We start from the raw sequence: 14,245 nt of genomic DNA on the forward strand, positions 1-14,245 counted from the left end.
CCGACCTATGACTGGCTTCGACATCGCCGTCCTGCTCCTCGTCGGGCTCGGCGCCATTACCGGCTTCATCCGCGGCTTCGTACAGGAAATCCTGGCACTGGCCGCGTGGGTCTTCGCGATCTTCGCCATCCGCCTGGCCCACACGCCCGTCACCGCGTGGCTGGAGCCGCACCTGGGCTCGGATTCGGCCGCCGCGGTCCTCGCTTTCGCCTTGTGCCTGGGCATCCCCTTCGCGCTGGTCAAGTTCGTCGCGCGGTGGGCGGGGGCCAAGAGCCGGGCCTCGGTGCTGGGCCCGATCGACCGCGTGCTCGGCTTCGGTTTCGGCGCCGTGAAGGGCGTCATCATCATCGTCCTCGCCTTCTCGGTCCTGGTGCTCGGCTACGACACCGTCTGGGGCGTCGGCGGCCGGCCCGACTGGATCACAGGGGCGCGCACCTACCCCTTCGTCAACGCGAGCAGCGAAGCGCTCGTCCAGATCATCGCGGAGCGCCGCCGCGAAGCCGTCGCCGCCGAAGCGGGCCGGGACGCGCGCTGACGCCACCATGGCGACGACCATCCTCTACACGCCCGAGGTCCTCGGCCTCGCCATCGAACTGGCGCGCTATCCGCTGACGCAGGACCTGCCCTTGCGCGGCGAGGCACGCTCGACCAGTTGCGGCAGCACCATCGCGCTCGGCCTGGCGACGGCGGCGGACGGCACCGTCGAGCGCGTCGGCATCCGCAGCCAGGCCTGCGCGATCGGGCAGGCTTCCGCGGCCATCTTCGCGGCCGGCGTCGTCGGTGCGCAGCCCGCCCGGATCGCGCAGACCCGCGCCCGCGTCGCCGCATGGCTGGCGGGAGATGGCGCGCTTCCCGACTGGCCGGGCTTCGCCACGATCGCCGCCGCGCGCGACTACCCGGCGCGGCACGGAGCGGTCATGCTGCCCTGGAATGCCGCGGCGCAAGCCCTTGCCCAGAGTGACGATGCTCCCTGACGGTCCTGCACCGGCGCTTCGGCTCGGCTTCGATCCAGATGCACTCCGCTCCAACTGGCTGGCGCTCGACCGGATGTCCGGCCGCGCGCGGGCCGGTGCGGCCGTGAAGGCGGACGGCTACGGCCTGGGCGCGAAGCAGGTCGTGCCGGTGCTCCATGCCGCCGGTTGCCGCGACTTCTTCGTCGCGCACTGGTCCGAAGTGCCCGCAGTTCTCGAAGTGGCTCGCGGCGCCTCGCTCTCGGTGCTGCACGGGCCGCTGACGGGCGCGGACGCTGCCTTCGCGCGGTGCGCAGGGGTCAAGCCGGTCATCAACTCGCTGGCACAGGCGCGGCGGTGGCGCGATGCCGGGGGAGGGCGCTGCGACCTCATGGTCGACACCGGCATGAACCGCCTCGGCGTCGGGCTCGGCGAACTCGGCGATCCGGCGCTGGCGGGCCTGGAGATCGACGTGCTGCTCTCGCACCTCGTCTCGGCCGAGGAGGACACCGCTCTCAACGAACGCCAGCGCAAGGCCTGGGCCCATGCCTGCAGGCTGTTGCCCCATGCCCGCGCCAGCCTTGCCAACAGCGCCGGGATCGCGTTGGGAAGCGCCTTCCACGGCGATCTCACCCGCCCCGGCATCGCCCTCTACGGCGGCGTGCCGCGTCCGGAGATGGCCGGCGTGCTGCGCCGGGTCGCGTGCCCGCAGGCCGCCGTCCTGCAAGTGCGCGAGGTGCCGGCCGGCGAAACCGTCGGCTACAACGCCACGTTCACCACCCCGGCGCCGATGCGGGTGGGAACGATCGCGCTCGGCTATGCCGACGGCTACTTGCGTTGCTGGTCGGGCAAGGGTCGCTTCCGCGATGCGGGAGGACGGGTGCTGCCCGTGCTCGGCCGGGTCAGCATGGATCTCACCGCGGTCGACCTCACCGGGGCGCCCGATGTCGGCGAGGGCGACTGGATCGCGGCCGACTACGCGCTCCCGGAAAGCGCGGCCGCCACGGGCCTGTCGCAATACGAGCTGTTAACGCTACTGGGCCGTCGCTTCCCTCGTTGAAATTGCGGAGTAGCGCGGAAATTTGCGCGTTTCCCTCTTTTGCTGCGCAGCAAATTGTGTTGCAATGCGATAAGACGGAATGGTATCGTAACTATCCGCAGGATTGGGGACTGGATATGGCTGAAACGGCGTCTGGCGACGACAACACCGTAATCATCAAGAAATATGCAAACCGGCGGCTCTACAACACGCGCTCGTCCAGCTACATCACGCTCGACCATCTCTCGAAGATGACCCGCGAAGGGGTGGACTACAAGGTTCTCGACGCCAAGACCGGGTCCGACATCACCCACACGATCCTCACCCAGATCATCATGGAAGAGGAATCGAACGGCGAGCAGATGCTTCCCGTGAATTTCCTGCGCGAACTCATCAGCATGTACGGCAATTCGATGCAGTCGCTGATCCCGCACTACCTCGAGGCCTCGATGGAGAACTTCCGGGCAAACCAGTCCAAGCTCGCCAAGGCGTTCGAGGACAGCCTGGGCAACAACCCGCTGGCCAAGCTCGCCGAACAGAACATGGCGATGTTCCGGGCCGCATCCGCCGCCTTCATGCCCGGCGCCGAAAAGCCCGAGGCCAAGGCCCCGCCGGCGCCGTCCTCGGGCGAGACGGGCGATCTTTCCGCGCTGCGCGACCAGATGGCGGAAATCCAGAAGCGCCTCGACGCGCTGGGTAAGTAACGCGCGATCGGGCGGGTCGAAACGATGTCGTCTCGTACCGCCCGGCCTGCCGCGCGCATCCTGCTGCTCGACGATGCGCAGCGCGTGCTGCTGTTCCGCTTCGACCCGCCCGACCGTCCGCCGTTCTGGTGCACCCCGGGCGGGGCCGTCGATCCCGGCGAGAGCTACGACGAGGCCGCCCGCCGCGAACTGTGGGAGGAAACCGGCATCGTCGCCGATCCGGGTCCCGAAGTCGCTCAGAAGACAGCGGAGTTCATCACCATCGAAGGCGTTCCCGTCATCGCCGACGAGCGCTACTTCCGCGTGCGGCTACCCGCCGGCGTCGCCCCCGATGCGATCGACACCGGCGGCCACACCGATCTGGAACGTTCGGTCATGCGCAGCTGGCGCTGGTTCGATCGCGCAGCGCTGACCGCGCTGGACGAACCGTTCTTTCCCGAGGACCTTGTAGAGTTGCTGTAGTGTCGTCGTCCCGGGTCAGGTCCGGGACGACGAGACTGCATTCCTCCATTTGAACCTTGGGCCAAGTGCCGCTAACAGCGCTGCCATGAATCAGAAGACCGGCCAGTCGCCCGCCATCCGCCACGCCCTCACCACCAAGCGCGAGGACGATTTCGCGCAGTGGTATCAGGAAGTCGTCTCCGAAGCCGAGATGGCCGAGGAATCGGGCGTGCGCGGCTGCATGGTCATCAAGCCGTGGGGCTACGGCGTGTGGGAACGCATCCAGCGCCTGATGGACGATCGCATCAAGGCCGCCGGCGTCCAGAACTGCTACTTCCCGCTGTTCATTCCGCTGTCCTACTTCGCCAAGGAAGCCGAACACGTCGAGGGCTTCGCCAAGGAGATGGCGGTCGTCACCCACCACCGCCTCATCGGCGACGGCAAGGGCGGCCTGGTGCCCGATCCCGAGGCCAGGCTCGAAGAACCGCTGATCGTGCGCCCCACCTCCGAGACGGTGATCGGGCAGGCGATGGCGCGCTGGGTGCAGTCGTGGCGGGACCTGCCGCTGATGGTCAACCAGTGGGCCAACGTCGTGCGCTGGGAAATGCGCACGCGCATGTTCCTGCGCACCAGCGAGTTCCTCTGGCAGGAAGGCCACACCGCCCACGCCGACCGCGACGACGCCATGGCCGAGACGCTGCGCGCGCTCGAGATGTACCGTGACTTCGCCGAGGACGAGCTGGCGATGCCGGTGGTCGCGGGCGAGAAGCCCGAGCACGAGCGCTTCCCCGGTGCCGTCGCGACTTATTCCATCGAGGCGATGATGCAGGACGGCAAGGCGCTCCAGGCAGGCACTTCGCACTACCTCGGCACCGGCTTCGCGCATGCCGCCGGGATCACTTTCCAGGACCGCGAAGGCACGCAGCAATATGCGCACACGACGAGCTGGGGCACTTCGACCCGGATGATCGGCGGCCTCATCATGACCCACGGCGACGACGACGGGTTGCGGGTGCCGCCGCGCGTGGCGCCGCACCAGATCGTCATCCTGCCGATGCTGCGCGACACGCCCGAGGACGACGCGCTGCTCGCCTATTGCGAGGACCTGCGCAAGTCGCTGGCCGCCAAGTCGGCGCTGGGCGAGCCGCTGCGCGTGCTGCTCGACAAGCGCCCCGGCAAGGCCACGCAGAAGCGCTGGGCATGGGTCAAGAAGGGCGTGCCGATCGTCCTCGAGATCGGCGGGCGCGATGCTGCCGGCGGCCAGGTCTCGATGCTGCGCCGCGACCGCCTGTGGAACGAGGCCGCCAAGGCCAACTTCATCGGCCTCGCCAGGGACGAATTCATTGCCCGTGCGTCGACCGAGATCGAGGACATCCAGGCCTCGCTGTTCGCCGATGCGAAGGCGCGGCGTGACGCCAACATTTCGTCCGCTGCGAGCTTTGACGAACTCGCCGCCTGCTTCGGGGAGGACAAGCGCTACCCGGGCTGGGTCGAAGTCGAATGGGCGCGCCCCACCGGCGACGAACTGGAAGCGGTGGTGCAGAAGCTCAAGACGCTCAAGCTGACCATGCGCAACACCCCGCTCGGCGCCGCGGCGGTGACGGGCACCTGCATCTTCACGGGACGCCCGGCGGTGGAGAAGATCTACGTGGCGCGGTCCTACTGATCCCCCGTCGTCCCGGACTTGCTCCGGGACAGCGGGTGCTCTTGAGGCGAGACCTCGCCATGGACTACTGCTAGGCTGCGTCCGTCCTCGAACTGGCGTGGCCTTGCCCACGGTCCCGGGTCGAGCCCGGGACGACGAATGAAGATGGCCCCGCGCCGCGCCCATTGCATTGGTGCGTCATCGGCTCCATTGCTGGGGCCATGGCTTTCAAGAAAATTCCGTCCAAGAACCGTCCCGCCCCCGGCCTGCCCACGCGCAAGCAGATCCTCGACTTCATCCAGAACGCCTCCGAGCCCGCGGGCAAGCGCGAGATCTCGCGGCATTTCGGGTTGCAGGGGGCGGAGAAGATCCAGCTCAAGGCGCTGCTCAAGGACATGGCCGAGGAAGGCCTGATCGACGGCAAGCGCACCGCGTTCCACAAGATGGGCGGGTTGCCCAGGGTCACCGTGCTGCGTGTGGTCGACATCGACGAGGGCGAGGCCGTGGCCGTGCCCGACACCTGGCAGCCGGACGACGCTACCCCGCCGCCGCGCATTCGCCTGATCGAGAAGGGCCCGGGAAAGCATCGCGGCTCGGCGCTGCGCAAGGGCGACCGCGTACTGGCGCGGACCGAAGAGAGCGAGACGGGCTGGCGCGCCTATCCGATGAAGAAACTGGAGCTGCGCAGCGACCAGGTGCTCGGCGTGGTCGAGGTGGACACGGCCGGAAAGCCCTGGCTGGCGCCGGTCGACAGGCGCACGCGCAATTCCTCGCCGATCTCCGACCTCGGCGGCGCCAAGCCCGGCGAACTGGTGCTGGGCGAGCCGATCGGCAAGTCGGCGCGCCCTTCGGTCAAGGTGGTGCAAGTGCTGGGCGAACCGCTGGCGCCGCGCGCGTTCAGCCTGATCGCCATCCACAAGCACGGCATTCCCAACCACTTCGGGCAGGAGACGCTGGAGGAGGCGCAGCTTTCCGCGAAGCTCCCGCTCAGCCATGACCACCGCGAGGACTTGCGCCACCTGCCCATCGTCGCCATCGATCCGTCCGACGCGCGCGACCACGACGACGCGATCTGGGCGCAACCCGACGGGCAGGGCGGTTTCGATGCGCTGGTCGCCATCGCCGACGTCTCGTTCTACGTGCGCCCCGGCGGCCAGATCGACCGCGAGGCGAGGAAGCGCGGCAATTCGGTCTACTTCCCCGACCGCGTCGTGCCGATGCTGCCCGAAGTGCTCAGCGCCGACGTGTGCTCGCTGCGCTCGGGCGAGGATCGCGCGGCGATGGCCTGCCACCTCAAGATCGACGCCGGCGGCCGCGTCACCGACTGGCGCTTCACCCGCGCGCTGGTGCGCATCCACGAGGTCATCGCCTACGAGGACGCGCAGGAACGCATCGACGCCGACAGGGCCGAGGAGCACCTGCGCAACCTCTGGGCCGCGTGGCAGGCGCTGGCCGCGGCGCGCAAGGACCGCGACCCGCTCGAACTGGAACTGCCCGAACGCCGCGTCCGCCTCGACGAGAAGGGGCGCATCACCGAGATCGCCATCCGCGAGCGGCTCGATGCGCATCGCGTGGTGGAGGACTTCATGATCGCCGCCAACGTCGCCGCCGCCAAGGCGCTCGAGGCCAAGGTCGCGCCGGTGGTCTACCGCATCCACGAGACGCCGAGCCGCGAGAAGCTCATGGCACTCAAGGAGTACCTTGCGACTTTCGGCAAGAAGCTTGCGATGGGGCAGGTCATCACGCCGGGTCTGTTCAACCGCATGCTCAAGGACATCGCCGACGAGAGCGAGAAGGCGCTCATCATGGAAGCGGTTCTGCGCAGCCAGACCCAGGCCTATTACGGCCCCAGCAACGCCGGCCACTTCGGCCTGGCGCTGGGGTCCTACGCACACTTCACCTCGCCGATCCGCCGCTATGCCGACCTCCTGGTCCACCGCGCGCTGGTCGATGCCTATGGGCTGGAGCAGCCCAAGCCGCAGGGCGACATCCCCGCGACTTCCGGCCTGTCGGAGCGCGACCGCGGCGATCTCGGCCGGGTCAGCGAGGCGATCAGCGCCGCCGAGCGCCGCGCCATGGAAGCCGAGCGCGAGACCATCGACCGCTACGTCGCCGCCTGGCTTTCGGCCCGCGTGGGCGAGGTGTTCGACTGCCGCATCACTGGGGTCCAGAAGTTCGGCTTCTTCGCCACGATCCTGAGCCTCGGCGGCGACGGGCTGGTGCCGGTCTCGACGCTCGGCGACGAACGGTTCGGCTATGACGAGAAGGCCCGCGTGCTGGTGGGCGAGCAGACCGGCACCGCCTATGCGGTCGGCCAGGTCGTGCGGCTGCGGCTGGCCGAGGCGAACCCGCTTACGGGTGCGCTCAAGTTCGAACTGGAGGAAGGCGGCGGCCGCATCGAACCGCGCGGCCGCCCGCAGCAGGCGTTTGCAAAACGGGGCGGGCATCTGGTCGGCAAGCGCGGGCGTCCGGCGAACATCCGGCACCAGGGCAAGGGTAAGGGCAAGAGCAAGAGATAGGACGCGAGACACGTCGTCCCGGACCTGATCCGGGACCGTGGCAAGGCCCCACCGAACTTGCGTCAGGCCGCGAGGCCGCAGTTGCCCATCGCGCGCCATCGGCTCAGGAGTATCCTGCGGTCCCGGGTCCAGCCCGGGACGATGCGCAAGGCTCGGCCTAGCTGAACCGCTCGATCGCCTCGGCGTCCAGCCCGCCAGGGACCACGAACACCGGGCAGGTCATATGCGCCATGCCCGCCCCGGTGAAGTGCGAGACCAGTGGCCCGGGCCCGCCCTCTCGCGCGGCGCCGAGCACCAGGGCGGAAACCTCCGGATGTTCCTCCAGGTACTTGCGCACGACCTTGATGTCCTCGCCCACGCGGACCGAGATTACCGGCATCTTCGCACCCTGTGACAAAAGGTTGCCGGCCGCCGCCGTCACCAGCGTTTCGGCGCGGGCGCGGGCTTCTTCCTCGATGGTGGCCTGGACCCCGGCAAAGGCGTTGAAGGGTTGCGGCGGGACGAGCGCGAGCAAGTGCAGGGCCCCGTCGGTCTTGGCCGCGCGGCGTGCGGCGAACTGCAGGGCGACGAGCGCTTCCTCGCTTTCGTCGACAATGACCAGATAGACGCGCATCGGCTGTTCCCTCTCCGTCGGGCTTATCGATACGCGAAGGCTGCAGCGCAAGCCACCACCGTTGCGAAAAAAGAAACTGCGCGGCGCTTGTGCGCAAGCGTCAACTTGTCCAAGGAAGGGCCAAATCTCATTTTCGGACCTCCCCCGGATAACAAGGAACGCGATAGTTTCCATGCCCATCGAGATCAAGATGCCCGCCCTGTCTCCCACGATGGAAGAAGGCAAACTGGCCAAATGGCTGGTGAAGGAAGGTGACACGGTTTCCTCCGGCGACATCATGGCCGAGATCGAGACCGACAAGGCCACCATGGAGTTCGAAGCCGTCGACGAAGGCGTGATCGGCAAGATCACTGTCGCGGAAGGCACCGAAGGCGTGAAGGTCGGTACCGTCATCGCCGTGCTCACCGAAGAAGGCGAGGACGCCTCCGCGATCGAGGCTCCGGCCAAGGCCGAGGCGCCCAAGGAAGAGGCTCCCAAGGCCGAGGCCAAGGCTGCCGAACCGGCCGCTGCACCGGCGCCTGCCGCCGCTCCTGCTCCCAAGACCACCGCAGCAACCCAGGAGGGCCGCGTGATCGCTTCCCCGCTCGCCAAGCGCATCGCCACTGCCAAGGGCGTCGACCTCGAAGGCCTGACCGGCACCGGCCCCAACGGTCGCATCGTCAAGGCCGACGTCGAAGCCGCCCAGCCGGGCACCGCCAAGGCGAAGAAGGCCGCGCCTGCCGCCGCCAACGACACGGCCGCTCCCGCCAAGCCCGACACGGTCGAGATGGCCGCCGAGACCCGCGCCCTGCTCGACGCGCGCATCCCCCACACGGTCGAGAAGCTGTCGGGCATGCGCAAGACCATCGCGCGCCGCCTCACGCAGTCGATGCAGGAAGCGCCGCACATCTACCTCACGGTCGATGTGCGCCTCGACAAGCTGATGGCCCTGCGCGCCGACATCAACGCCGCGCTCGAAAAGCAGGGCGTCAAGGTCTCGGTCAACGACATGCTGGTCAAGGCGCTCGGCCTCGCGCTGATCGAAGTGCCGGAATGCAACGTGACCTTCGCCGGCAACGAGCTGATCCGCTACGAGCGTGCCGACATCTCGGTGGCGGTGTCGATCCCGGGCGGGCTGATTACCCCGATCGTGCAGGGTGCGAACGAGAAGTCGCTTTCCGCCATCGCCAAGGCCACCAAGGACCTGGGCGCGCGCGCCAAGGAAGGCAAGCTCAAGCCCGAGGAATACCAGGGAGGCACCGCGTCCATCTCCAACATGGGCATGATGGGGATCAAGCACTTCACCGCCGTCATCAATCCGCCGCAGGCCACCATCCTCGCCATAGGGGCAGGCGACAAGCGTCCATGGGTCATGCCAGACGGGTCGCTGGGAGTAGCGACGATCATGACAGCGACAGGCAGCTTCGATCACCGGGCCGTGGACGGCGCCGACGGTGCGCGCCTGATGGACGCGTTCCGCGCCTACGTCGAAAATCCGCTCGGCATGGTCGCCTGACATGGACCACGAGGCCGGAGACCTGGTCGTTCGCGTCACTGCGATGCCCACCGACCTCAATCCCTACGGCGGCGTTTTCGGCGGCTGGCTGATGAGCCAGCTCGCCCTCGGCGCCGCCTCGCTGGTGACCCGGCGCACCGGCTTCAAGGCAGTGGTCGTCGGCGCGACCGATTTCACCTTCCCCGGCGCCATGCTGGTGGGCGACGAACTCAACGTCTACGCCCGCGTTTCGCGGGTGGGGCGTACCTCGATGACGGTCGCCACGCGCGGTTTCGGCCGGGCGCGGGCGAGCGAGGACCAGGTCGAGGTCGCCGCCGGCATCTTCACGTTCGTGGCGCTGGGCGCGGACGATCGGCCGCAAAGGCTGTCTGACCCGCTGGCCGCCGCGGTCGAGGTTGATTGAACATGGCCCGAGAATACCGCGAACCCGTCATCCGCATCACCGCGATGCCGGCCGATGCCAATGCCTATGGCGACATCTTCGGCGGCTGGCTGATGAGCCTGATGGACATGGGCGCCGGCCTCATCGCCGCGCGCCATTCGCATGGCCGCGCCGTCACCATCGCGATGGACGGCATGCAGTTCCATTCGCCGGTCAAGGTCGGCGACGAGGTCTCCGTCTACGGGAACCTGCGCAAGGTGGGCCGTTCCTCGATGACCATCGCCATCGAGGCCTGGCGGCGCCACCGTCATGAGGAAGAACAGGTGAAAGTGACCGAAGCGGTCTTCACCTTCGTAGCGATCGACGATGCGGGCAGGCCCCGCGCTATCGAACAGGAGAGTTGATTCAGTGGCTGATACTTACGACGTCATCGTGCTCGGTTCCGGCCCCGGCGGCTACGTAGCGGCGATCCGTGCCTCGCAGCTCGGCCTGAAGACCGCCATCGTCGAGCGCGAGCTGCTCGGCGGCATCTGCCTCAACTGGGGCTGCATCCCGACCAAGGCGCTGCTGCGCTCGGCCGAAGTGCTGCACCACATGAAGCACGCCAAGAACTACGGCTTGGCCGCGGACAACATCTCCGCCGACATCGCCGCCGTGGTCCAGCGTTCGCGCGGGGTGGCCAAGCAGCTCAACCAGGGCGTCACGCACCTGATGAAGAAGAACAAGATCACCGTGCACATGGGCACCGGCAAGCTGGTCGCGCCCGGCAAGCTGGAAGTCACGGGCGAGAAGGGTACCGAGACCCTGTCGGCCAAGCACATCATCATTGCCACCGGCGCCCGCGCGCGGGATCTGCCCAAGGCCAAGGCCGACGGCAATCGCATCTGGACCTACCGCCACGCGATGACCCCCAAGGAACTGCCCAGCAAGCTGCTGGTCCTGGGTTCGGGCGCGATCGGCATCGAGTTCGCCAGCTTCTACAACGACATGGGCGTCGACGTGACGGTCGTGGAGATGATGGACCGCATCGTGCCGGTCGAAGACAAGGACGTCTCCGCCTTCCTCGAAAAGGCGCTGACCAAGCAGGGCATCAAGATCCTCACCGGCGCCAAGGCCGGCGACGTGGTGGCGTCCGACAAAGGCGTCAGCGTCAAGATCACGCCCAAGGGCGGCAAGGAAGAGACGCAGGAATTCAGCCACGTCATCGTCGCCATCGGCATCGTGCCGAACGTCGAGAACATCGGCCTGGAAGACCTCAAGATCGAGCCGGACGAGAAGTTTTTCGTCAAGGTCGACGATTATGGCCGCACCAACGTGCCCGGCATCTGGGCCATCGGCGACTGCGTGAAGGGTCCGTGGCTTGCTCACAAGGCCAGCCACGAAGGCGTCACCACCGCCGAATCGATCGCCAAGGAACTGGGCAACAAGGACGTCCATCCGCACCCGCTCGACCGCAACAACATCCCGGGCTGCACATATTGCCACCCGCAGATCGCGTCGGTCGGCATGACCGAGGCCAAGGCCAGGGAAGCCGGCTACGAGGTCAAGGCCGGCACGTTCCCGTTCATCGGCAACGGCAAGGCCATCGCGCTCGGCGAGCCCGAGGGCTTCGTCAAGACGGTGTTCGACGCCAAGACCGGCGAACTGCTCGGCGCCCACATGATCGGCGCGGAAGTGACCGAGATGATCCAGGGCTACGTCGTCGGCAAGACGCTGGAGACCACCGAGGCCGAGCTGATGAACACCGTGTTCCCGCATCCGACGATCTCGGAAACGATGCACGAGGCGACGCTCGCCGCTTACGGGCGCGCGCTCCACATGTGACCTTTGGGGTCCGGACGTGACGTGAAAGGGCGGGCCGCGAGGTCCGCCTTTTTTCGTTGCAGCGCCAGGACTATGCCTACCCCGCAGCCCTGACGATGTGCTCGAACACCGCGACATGCAGCGGCTCGGCGAATTCGCAGCCGACGGCGCCGTCTCGAACCCAGCAGATGCGCGCGCTGAGCAACTGGAGCCCGGGAATGCGGATGCGCAGCGGCACTTCGGGGCGGGCGTCTGGCAGCTTGGCGATGCGGAAGCCGCCGGGCGAAAGATCCTCGAGCCGAGCCGCTTTCCACGGGCGCGTGCCCTGCCGCACCTCGCACAGGATTTCGACGCCGATTCGCGTGGAACGCGGCGCGTGCCCGTCGTTCGGGCCGTTGGTCCTGTCGTGTTGCAATGGTAACTCCTCGGGCGGCACAGACGCTTGCCGCCTAAGGGTTACCAAGAGGTTAGCGCCCTACCCGCGGAAACGACACGCTGGTTCGCCAGCGTGTCGCGGCGATAGCGACCGGCCGCGCCCCGAACTGCGGTGACGCCTTGATCAGGACCGCAACCGCCGCCATGTTCGGCCTAAGACCAATGTCCAGTGTCGTGGCCCCTCGCGTGCCGCGATAAGACTGCAGCAAGGCCGGCGAGCCGGTCGGAATAGAGTTGAGAGGAGATACCGACGATGGCCGAGGCCGTATATCCCGTTCCCGCGCAGTGGGCCCGCGACGCGCTGATCGACGATGCCCGCTATCAGGAGATGTACGAAAGCTCGGTGACCGATCCCGAAGGGTTCTGGCGCCAGGAAGCGCAGCGGCTCGACTGGATCAAGCCCTTCGGCGTGGTCAAGCAGACCAGCTTCCACGAAGAGGACTTCGGCATCGCGTGGTTCGCCGATGGCACCCTGAACCTCTCGGCCAACTGCCTCGACCGGCATCTGGCGACCCGGGGCGACGAGATCGCCATCCTGTGGGAGCCCGACAGCCCGGCGAATCCGGAACGCCGCATCACTTACCGTGAACTGCACGAGCAGGTCTGTCGCTTCGCCAACCTTCTGAAAGCCAAGGGCGTCCGCAAGGGCGAGCGCGTCACCATCTACCTGCCTATGGTGCCCGAGGCGGCGATCGCCATGCTCGCCTGCGCGCGGATCGGGGCGATCCACTCGATCGTCTTCGCCGGCTTCTCCCCCGACGCGCTGGCGGGCCGCATCACCGACTGCGACAGCCGCATCGTCCTCACCGCCGACGAGGGCCTGCGCGGCGGCAAGAAAGTACCGCTCAAGGCCAATGTCGACGAGGCGGTGAACCGGTGCGCTTGCGTCGATACCGTGATCGTCCTCGCCCACACCGGCGCCGGCGTGCCGATGGTGGAGGGCCGCGACGTCGACTGGGCCTCCGCCGTCGCCGAACAGAGCGCCGAGTGCGAACCGGAGGAAATGAACGCCGAGGACCCGCTGTTCATCCTCTACACCTCGGGCTCCACCGGCAAGCCCAAGGGTGTGCTGCACACCACCGGCGGCTATGCGGTCTGGGCCTCGATGACGCACGAGTACGTCTTCGACTATCGCCCCGGCCAGGTCTACTGGTGTGCCGCCGATATCGGCTGGGTGACCGGCCATTCCTACGTGGTCTACGGTCCGCTGATGAACGGCGCGACGACCGTGATGTTCGAGGGCGTGCCCAATTTCCCCGATCCCAGCCGCTTCTGGCAGGTGGTCGACAAGTTCGGCGTGGAGATTTTCTACGGTGCCCCGACCGCCCTGCGCGCGCTGATGCGCGAGGGCGACGACTGGGTGAAGAAGACCAGCCGCAAGTCGCTGCGTCTGCTGGGGTCGGTGGGCGAACCGATCAATCCCGAGGCCTGGGCCTGGTATCACGAGGTCGTCGGCGAAGGCCGCTGCCCGATCGTCGACACCTGGTGGCAGACCGAGACCGGCGGCGTCATGATAAGCCCGCTGCCCGGCGCCACCGCACTCAAGCCCGGCTCCGCCACCCGACCGATGTTCGGCGTCCAGCCGAAGCTGGTCGACACCGAGGGCCTGGAGATCGAGGGGCCCGGCGACGGCTGCCTCGTCATCACCGATAGCTGGCCCGGCCAGATGCGTACGGTGTGGGGCGACCACGACCGCTTCTTCCAGACTTATTTCAGCACCTTCAAGGGCACCTACTTCACCGGCGACGGCTGCCGTCGCGACGAGGACGGCTACTACTGGATCACCGGCCGCATCGACGACGTCATCAACGTCTCGGGGCATCGGATGGGCACGGCGGAAGTCGAAAGCGCCCTCGTCGCCCACCCCAAGGTCGCCGAGGCGGCAGTCGTGGGGATGCCGCACGAGATCAAGGGGCAGGGCATCTACGCCTTCGTCACCACCAATGCCGAAGTCGAGCCCGACGAAGCGTTGCGCAAGGAACTGATCGCGTGGGTCCGCCACGAGATCGGCCCGATCGCCACGCCCGACGTCATCCAGTTCGCGCCGGGTCTGCCCAAGACCCGCTCGGGCAAGATCATGCGCCGCATCCTGCGCAAGATCGGCGAGAACGATTTCTCGAACCTGGGGGACACCTCGACGCTGGCCGATCCCTCGGTGGTCGACAACCTGATCGCCAACCGGCCCCAGCCGGCCACGGCCTGAACGGGAGGTCGATCGA

14 protein-coding genes are annotated in these 14,245 nt (G+C 67.5%); 12 read left to right on the forward strand and 2 right to left on the reverse strand.

Annotated features, from left to right (window positions below; genetic code table 11):
* The first annotated feature begins 7 nt into the window (after positions 1 to 7).
* The 7 genes from ACFFDA_RS13910 to rnr all read left to right on the forward strand — a co-directional run bounded on the left by ACFFDA_RS13910 (position 8) and on the right by rnr (position 7,298).
* Positions 8 to 535, forward strand: coding sequence for a CvpA family protein (locus tag ACFFDA_RS13910; RefSeq protein WP_404481043.1), 528 nt, complete (start codon positions 8 to 10; stop codon positions 533 to 535).
* A 7-nt stretch (positions 536 to 542) separates the two neighbouring features.
* On the forward strand, positions 543 to 974 hold the full coding sequence (locus ACFFDA_RS13915; protein ID WP_404481044.1) for an iron-sulfur cluster assembly scaffold protein: 432 nt from the start codon (positions 543 to 545) through the stop codon (positions 972 to 974).
* Positions 964 to 2,010 (forward strand): alanine racemase, encoded by a 1,047-nt coding sequence (locus ACFFDA_RS13920; RefSeq protein WP_404481045.1) that lies wholly within the window; start codon positions 964 to 966, stop codon positions 2,008 to 2,010. Before ACFFDA_RS13915 ends, ACFFDA_RS13920 begins: the two co-directional genes overlap by 11 nt.
* Positions 2,011 to 2,126: 116 nt before the next feature.
* Positions 2,127 to 2,693 carry a polyhydroxyalkanoate synthesis repressor PhaR gene (gene phaR / locus ACFFDA_RS13925; protein WP_404481046.1) on the forward strand — a complete coding sequence of 189 codons (567 nt, stop codon included), beginning with the start codon at positions 2,127 to 2,129 and terminating at the stop codon, positions 2,691 to 2,693.
* A gap of 24 nt (positions 2,694 to 2,717) precedes the next feature.
* Positions 2,718 to 3,155 carry an NUDIX hydrolase gene (locus ACFFDA_RS13930; RefSeq protein ID WP_404481047.1) on the forward strand — a complete coding sequence of 146 codons (438 nt, stop codon included), beginning with the start codon at positions 2,718 to 2,720 and terminating at the stop codon, positions 3,153 to 3,155.
* An 85-nt stretch (positions 3,156 to 3,240) separates the two neighbouring features.
* On the forward strand, positions 3,241 to 4,800 hold the full coding sequence (proS, locus tag ACFFDA_RS13935; RefSeq protein WP_404481048.1) for a proline--tRNA ligase: 1,560 nt from the start codon (positions 3,241 to 3,243) through the stop codon (positions 4,798 to 4,800).
* A 200-nt stretch (positions 4,801 to 5,000) separates the two neighbouring features.
* Complete coding sequence (gene rnr, locus ACFFDA_RS13940) at positions 5,001 to 7,298, forward strand: ribonuclease R (protein ID WP_404481049.1); 2,298 nt, start codon at positions 5,001 to 5,003, stop codon at positions 7,296 to 7,298.
* Positions 7,299 to 7,455: 157 nt separating this feature from the next.
* On the opposite strand, the gene ACFFDA_RS13945 is transcribed toward rnr, so the two are convergent.
* A complete protein-coding gene (locus tag ACFFDA_RS13945) occupies positions 7,456 to 7,911 on the reverse strand; it encodes a universal stress protein (protein WP_404481050.1) in 456 nt (151 codons plus the stop codon).
* A 172-nt stretch (positions 7,912 to 8,083) separates the two neighbouring features.
* On the opposite strand from ACFFDA_RS13945, the gene ACFFDA_RS13950 reads away from it, so the two are divergent.
* Genes ACFFDA_RS13950 through lpdA form a run of 4 tightly spaced genes read left to right on the forward strand, consistent with a single transcriptional unit; the run spans position 8,084 to position 11,612 of the window.
* Entirely contained in the window at positions 8,084 to 9,406 is a 1,323-nt protein-coding gene (locus tag ACFFDA_RS13950) for a pyruvate dehydrogenase complex dihydrolipoamide acetyltransferase (protein ID WP_404481051.1), read from the forward strand.
* A gap of 1 nt (position 9,407) precedes the next feature.
* Positions 9,408 to 9,809, forward strand: a complete 402-nt coding sequence (locus tag ACFFDA_RS13955; RefSeq protein WP_404481052.1) for an acyl-CoA thioesterase — start codon at positions 9,408 to 9,410, stop codon at positions 9,807 to 9,809.
* Between the two features lie 2 nt (positions 9,810 to 9,811).
* Positions 9,812 to 10,192 carry an acyl-CoA thioesterase gene (locus ACFFDA_RS13960; protein ID WP_404481053.1) on the forward strand — a complete coding sequence of 127 codons (381 nt, stop codon included), beginning with the start codon at positions 9,812 to 9,814 and terminating at the stop codon, positions 10,190 to 10,192.
* Positions 10,193 to 10,196: 4 nt separating this feature from the next.
* Positions 10,197 to 11,612, forward strand: coding sequence for a dihydrolipoyl dehydrogenase (gene lpdA / locus ACFFDA_RS13965; RefSeq protein WP_404481054.1), 1,416 nt, complete (start codon positions 10,197 to 10,199; stop codon positions 11,610 to 11,612).
* Between the two features lie 76 nt (positions 11,613 to 11,688).
* Here the strand turns inward: lpdA and ACFFDA_RS13970 are convergent, their stop codons facing one another.
* The gene (locus ACFFDA_RS13970) at positions 11,689 to 12,006 is read right to left on the reverse strand and encodes a PilZ domain-containing protein (protein WP_404481055.1); all 318 of its coding nucleotides are present in this window, start codon (positions 12,004 to 12,006) and stop codon (positions 11,689 to 11,691) included.
* Between the two features lie 273 nt (positions 12,007 to 12,279).
* Here ACFFDA_RS13970 and acs point away from each other — a divergent pair, with 273 nt between their 5' ends.
* Positions 12,280 to 14,229 carry an acetate--CoA ligase gene (gene acs / locus ACFFDA_RS13975; RefSeq protein ID WP_404481056.1) on the forward strand — a complete coding sequence of 650 codons (1,950 nt, stop codon included), beginning with the start codon at positions 12,280 to 12,282 and terminating at the stop codon, positions 14,227 to 14,229.
* Positions 14,230 to 14,245: the final 16 nt, after the last annotated feature.

The organism is Novosphingobium sp. BL-52-GroH, assembly GCF_044813085.1.
Classification (GTDB): Bacteria; Pseudomonadota; Alphaproteobacteria; order Sphingomonadales; family Sphingomonadaceae; genus Novosphingobium.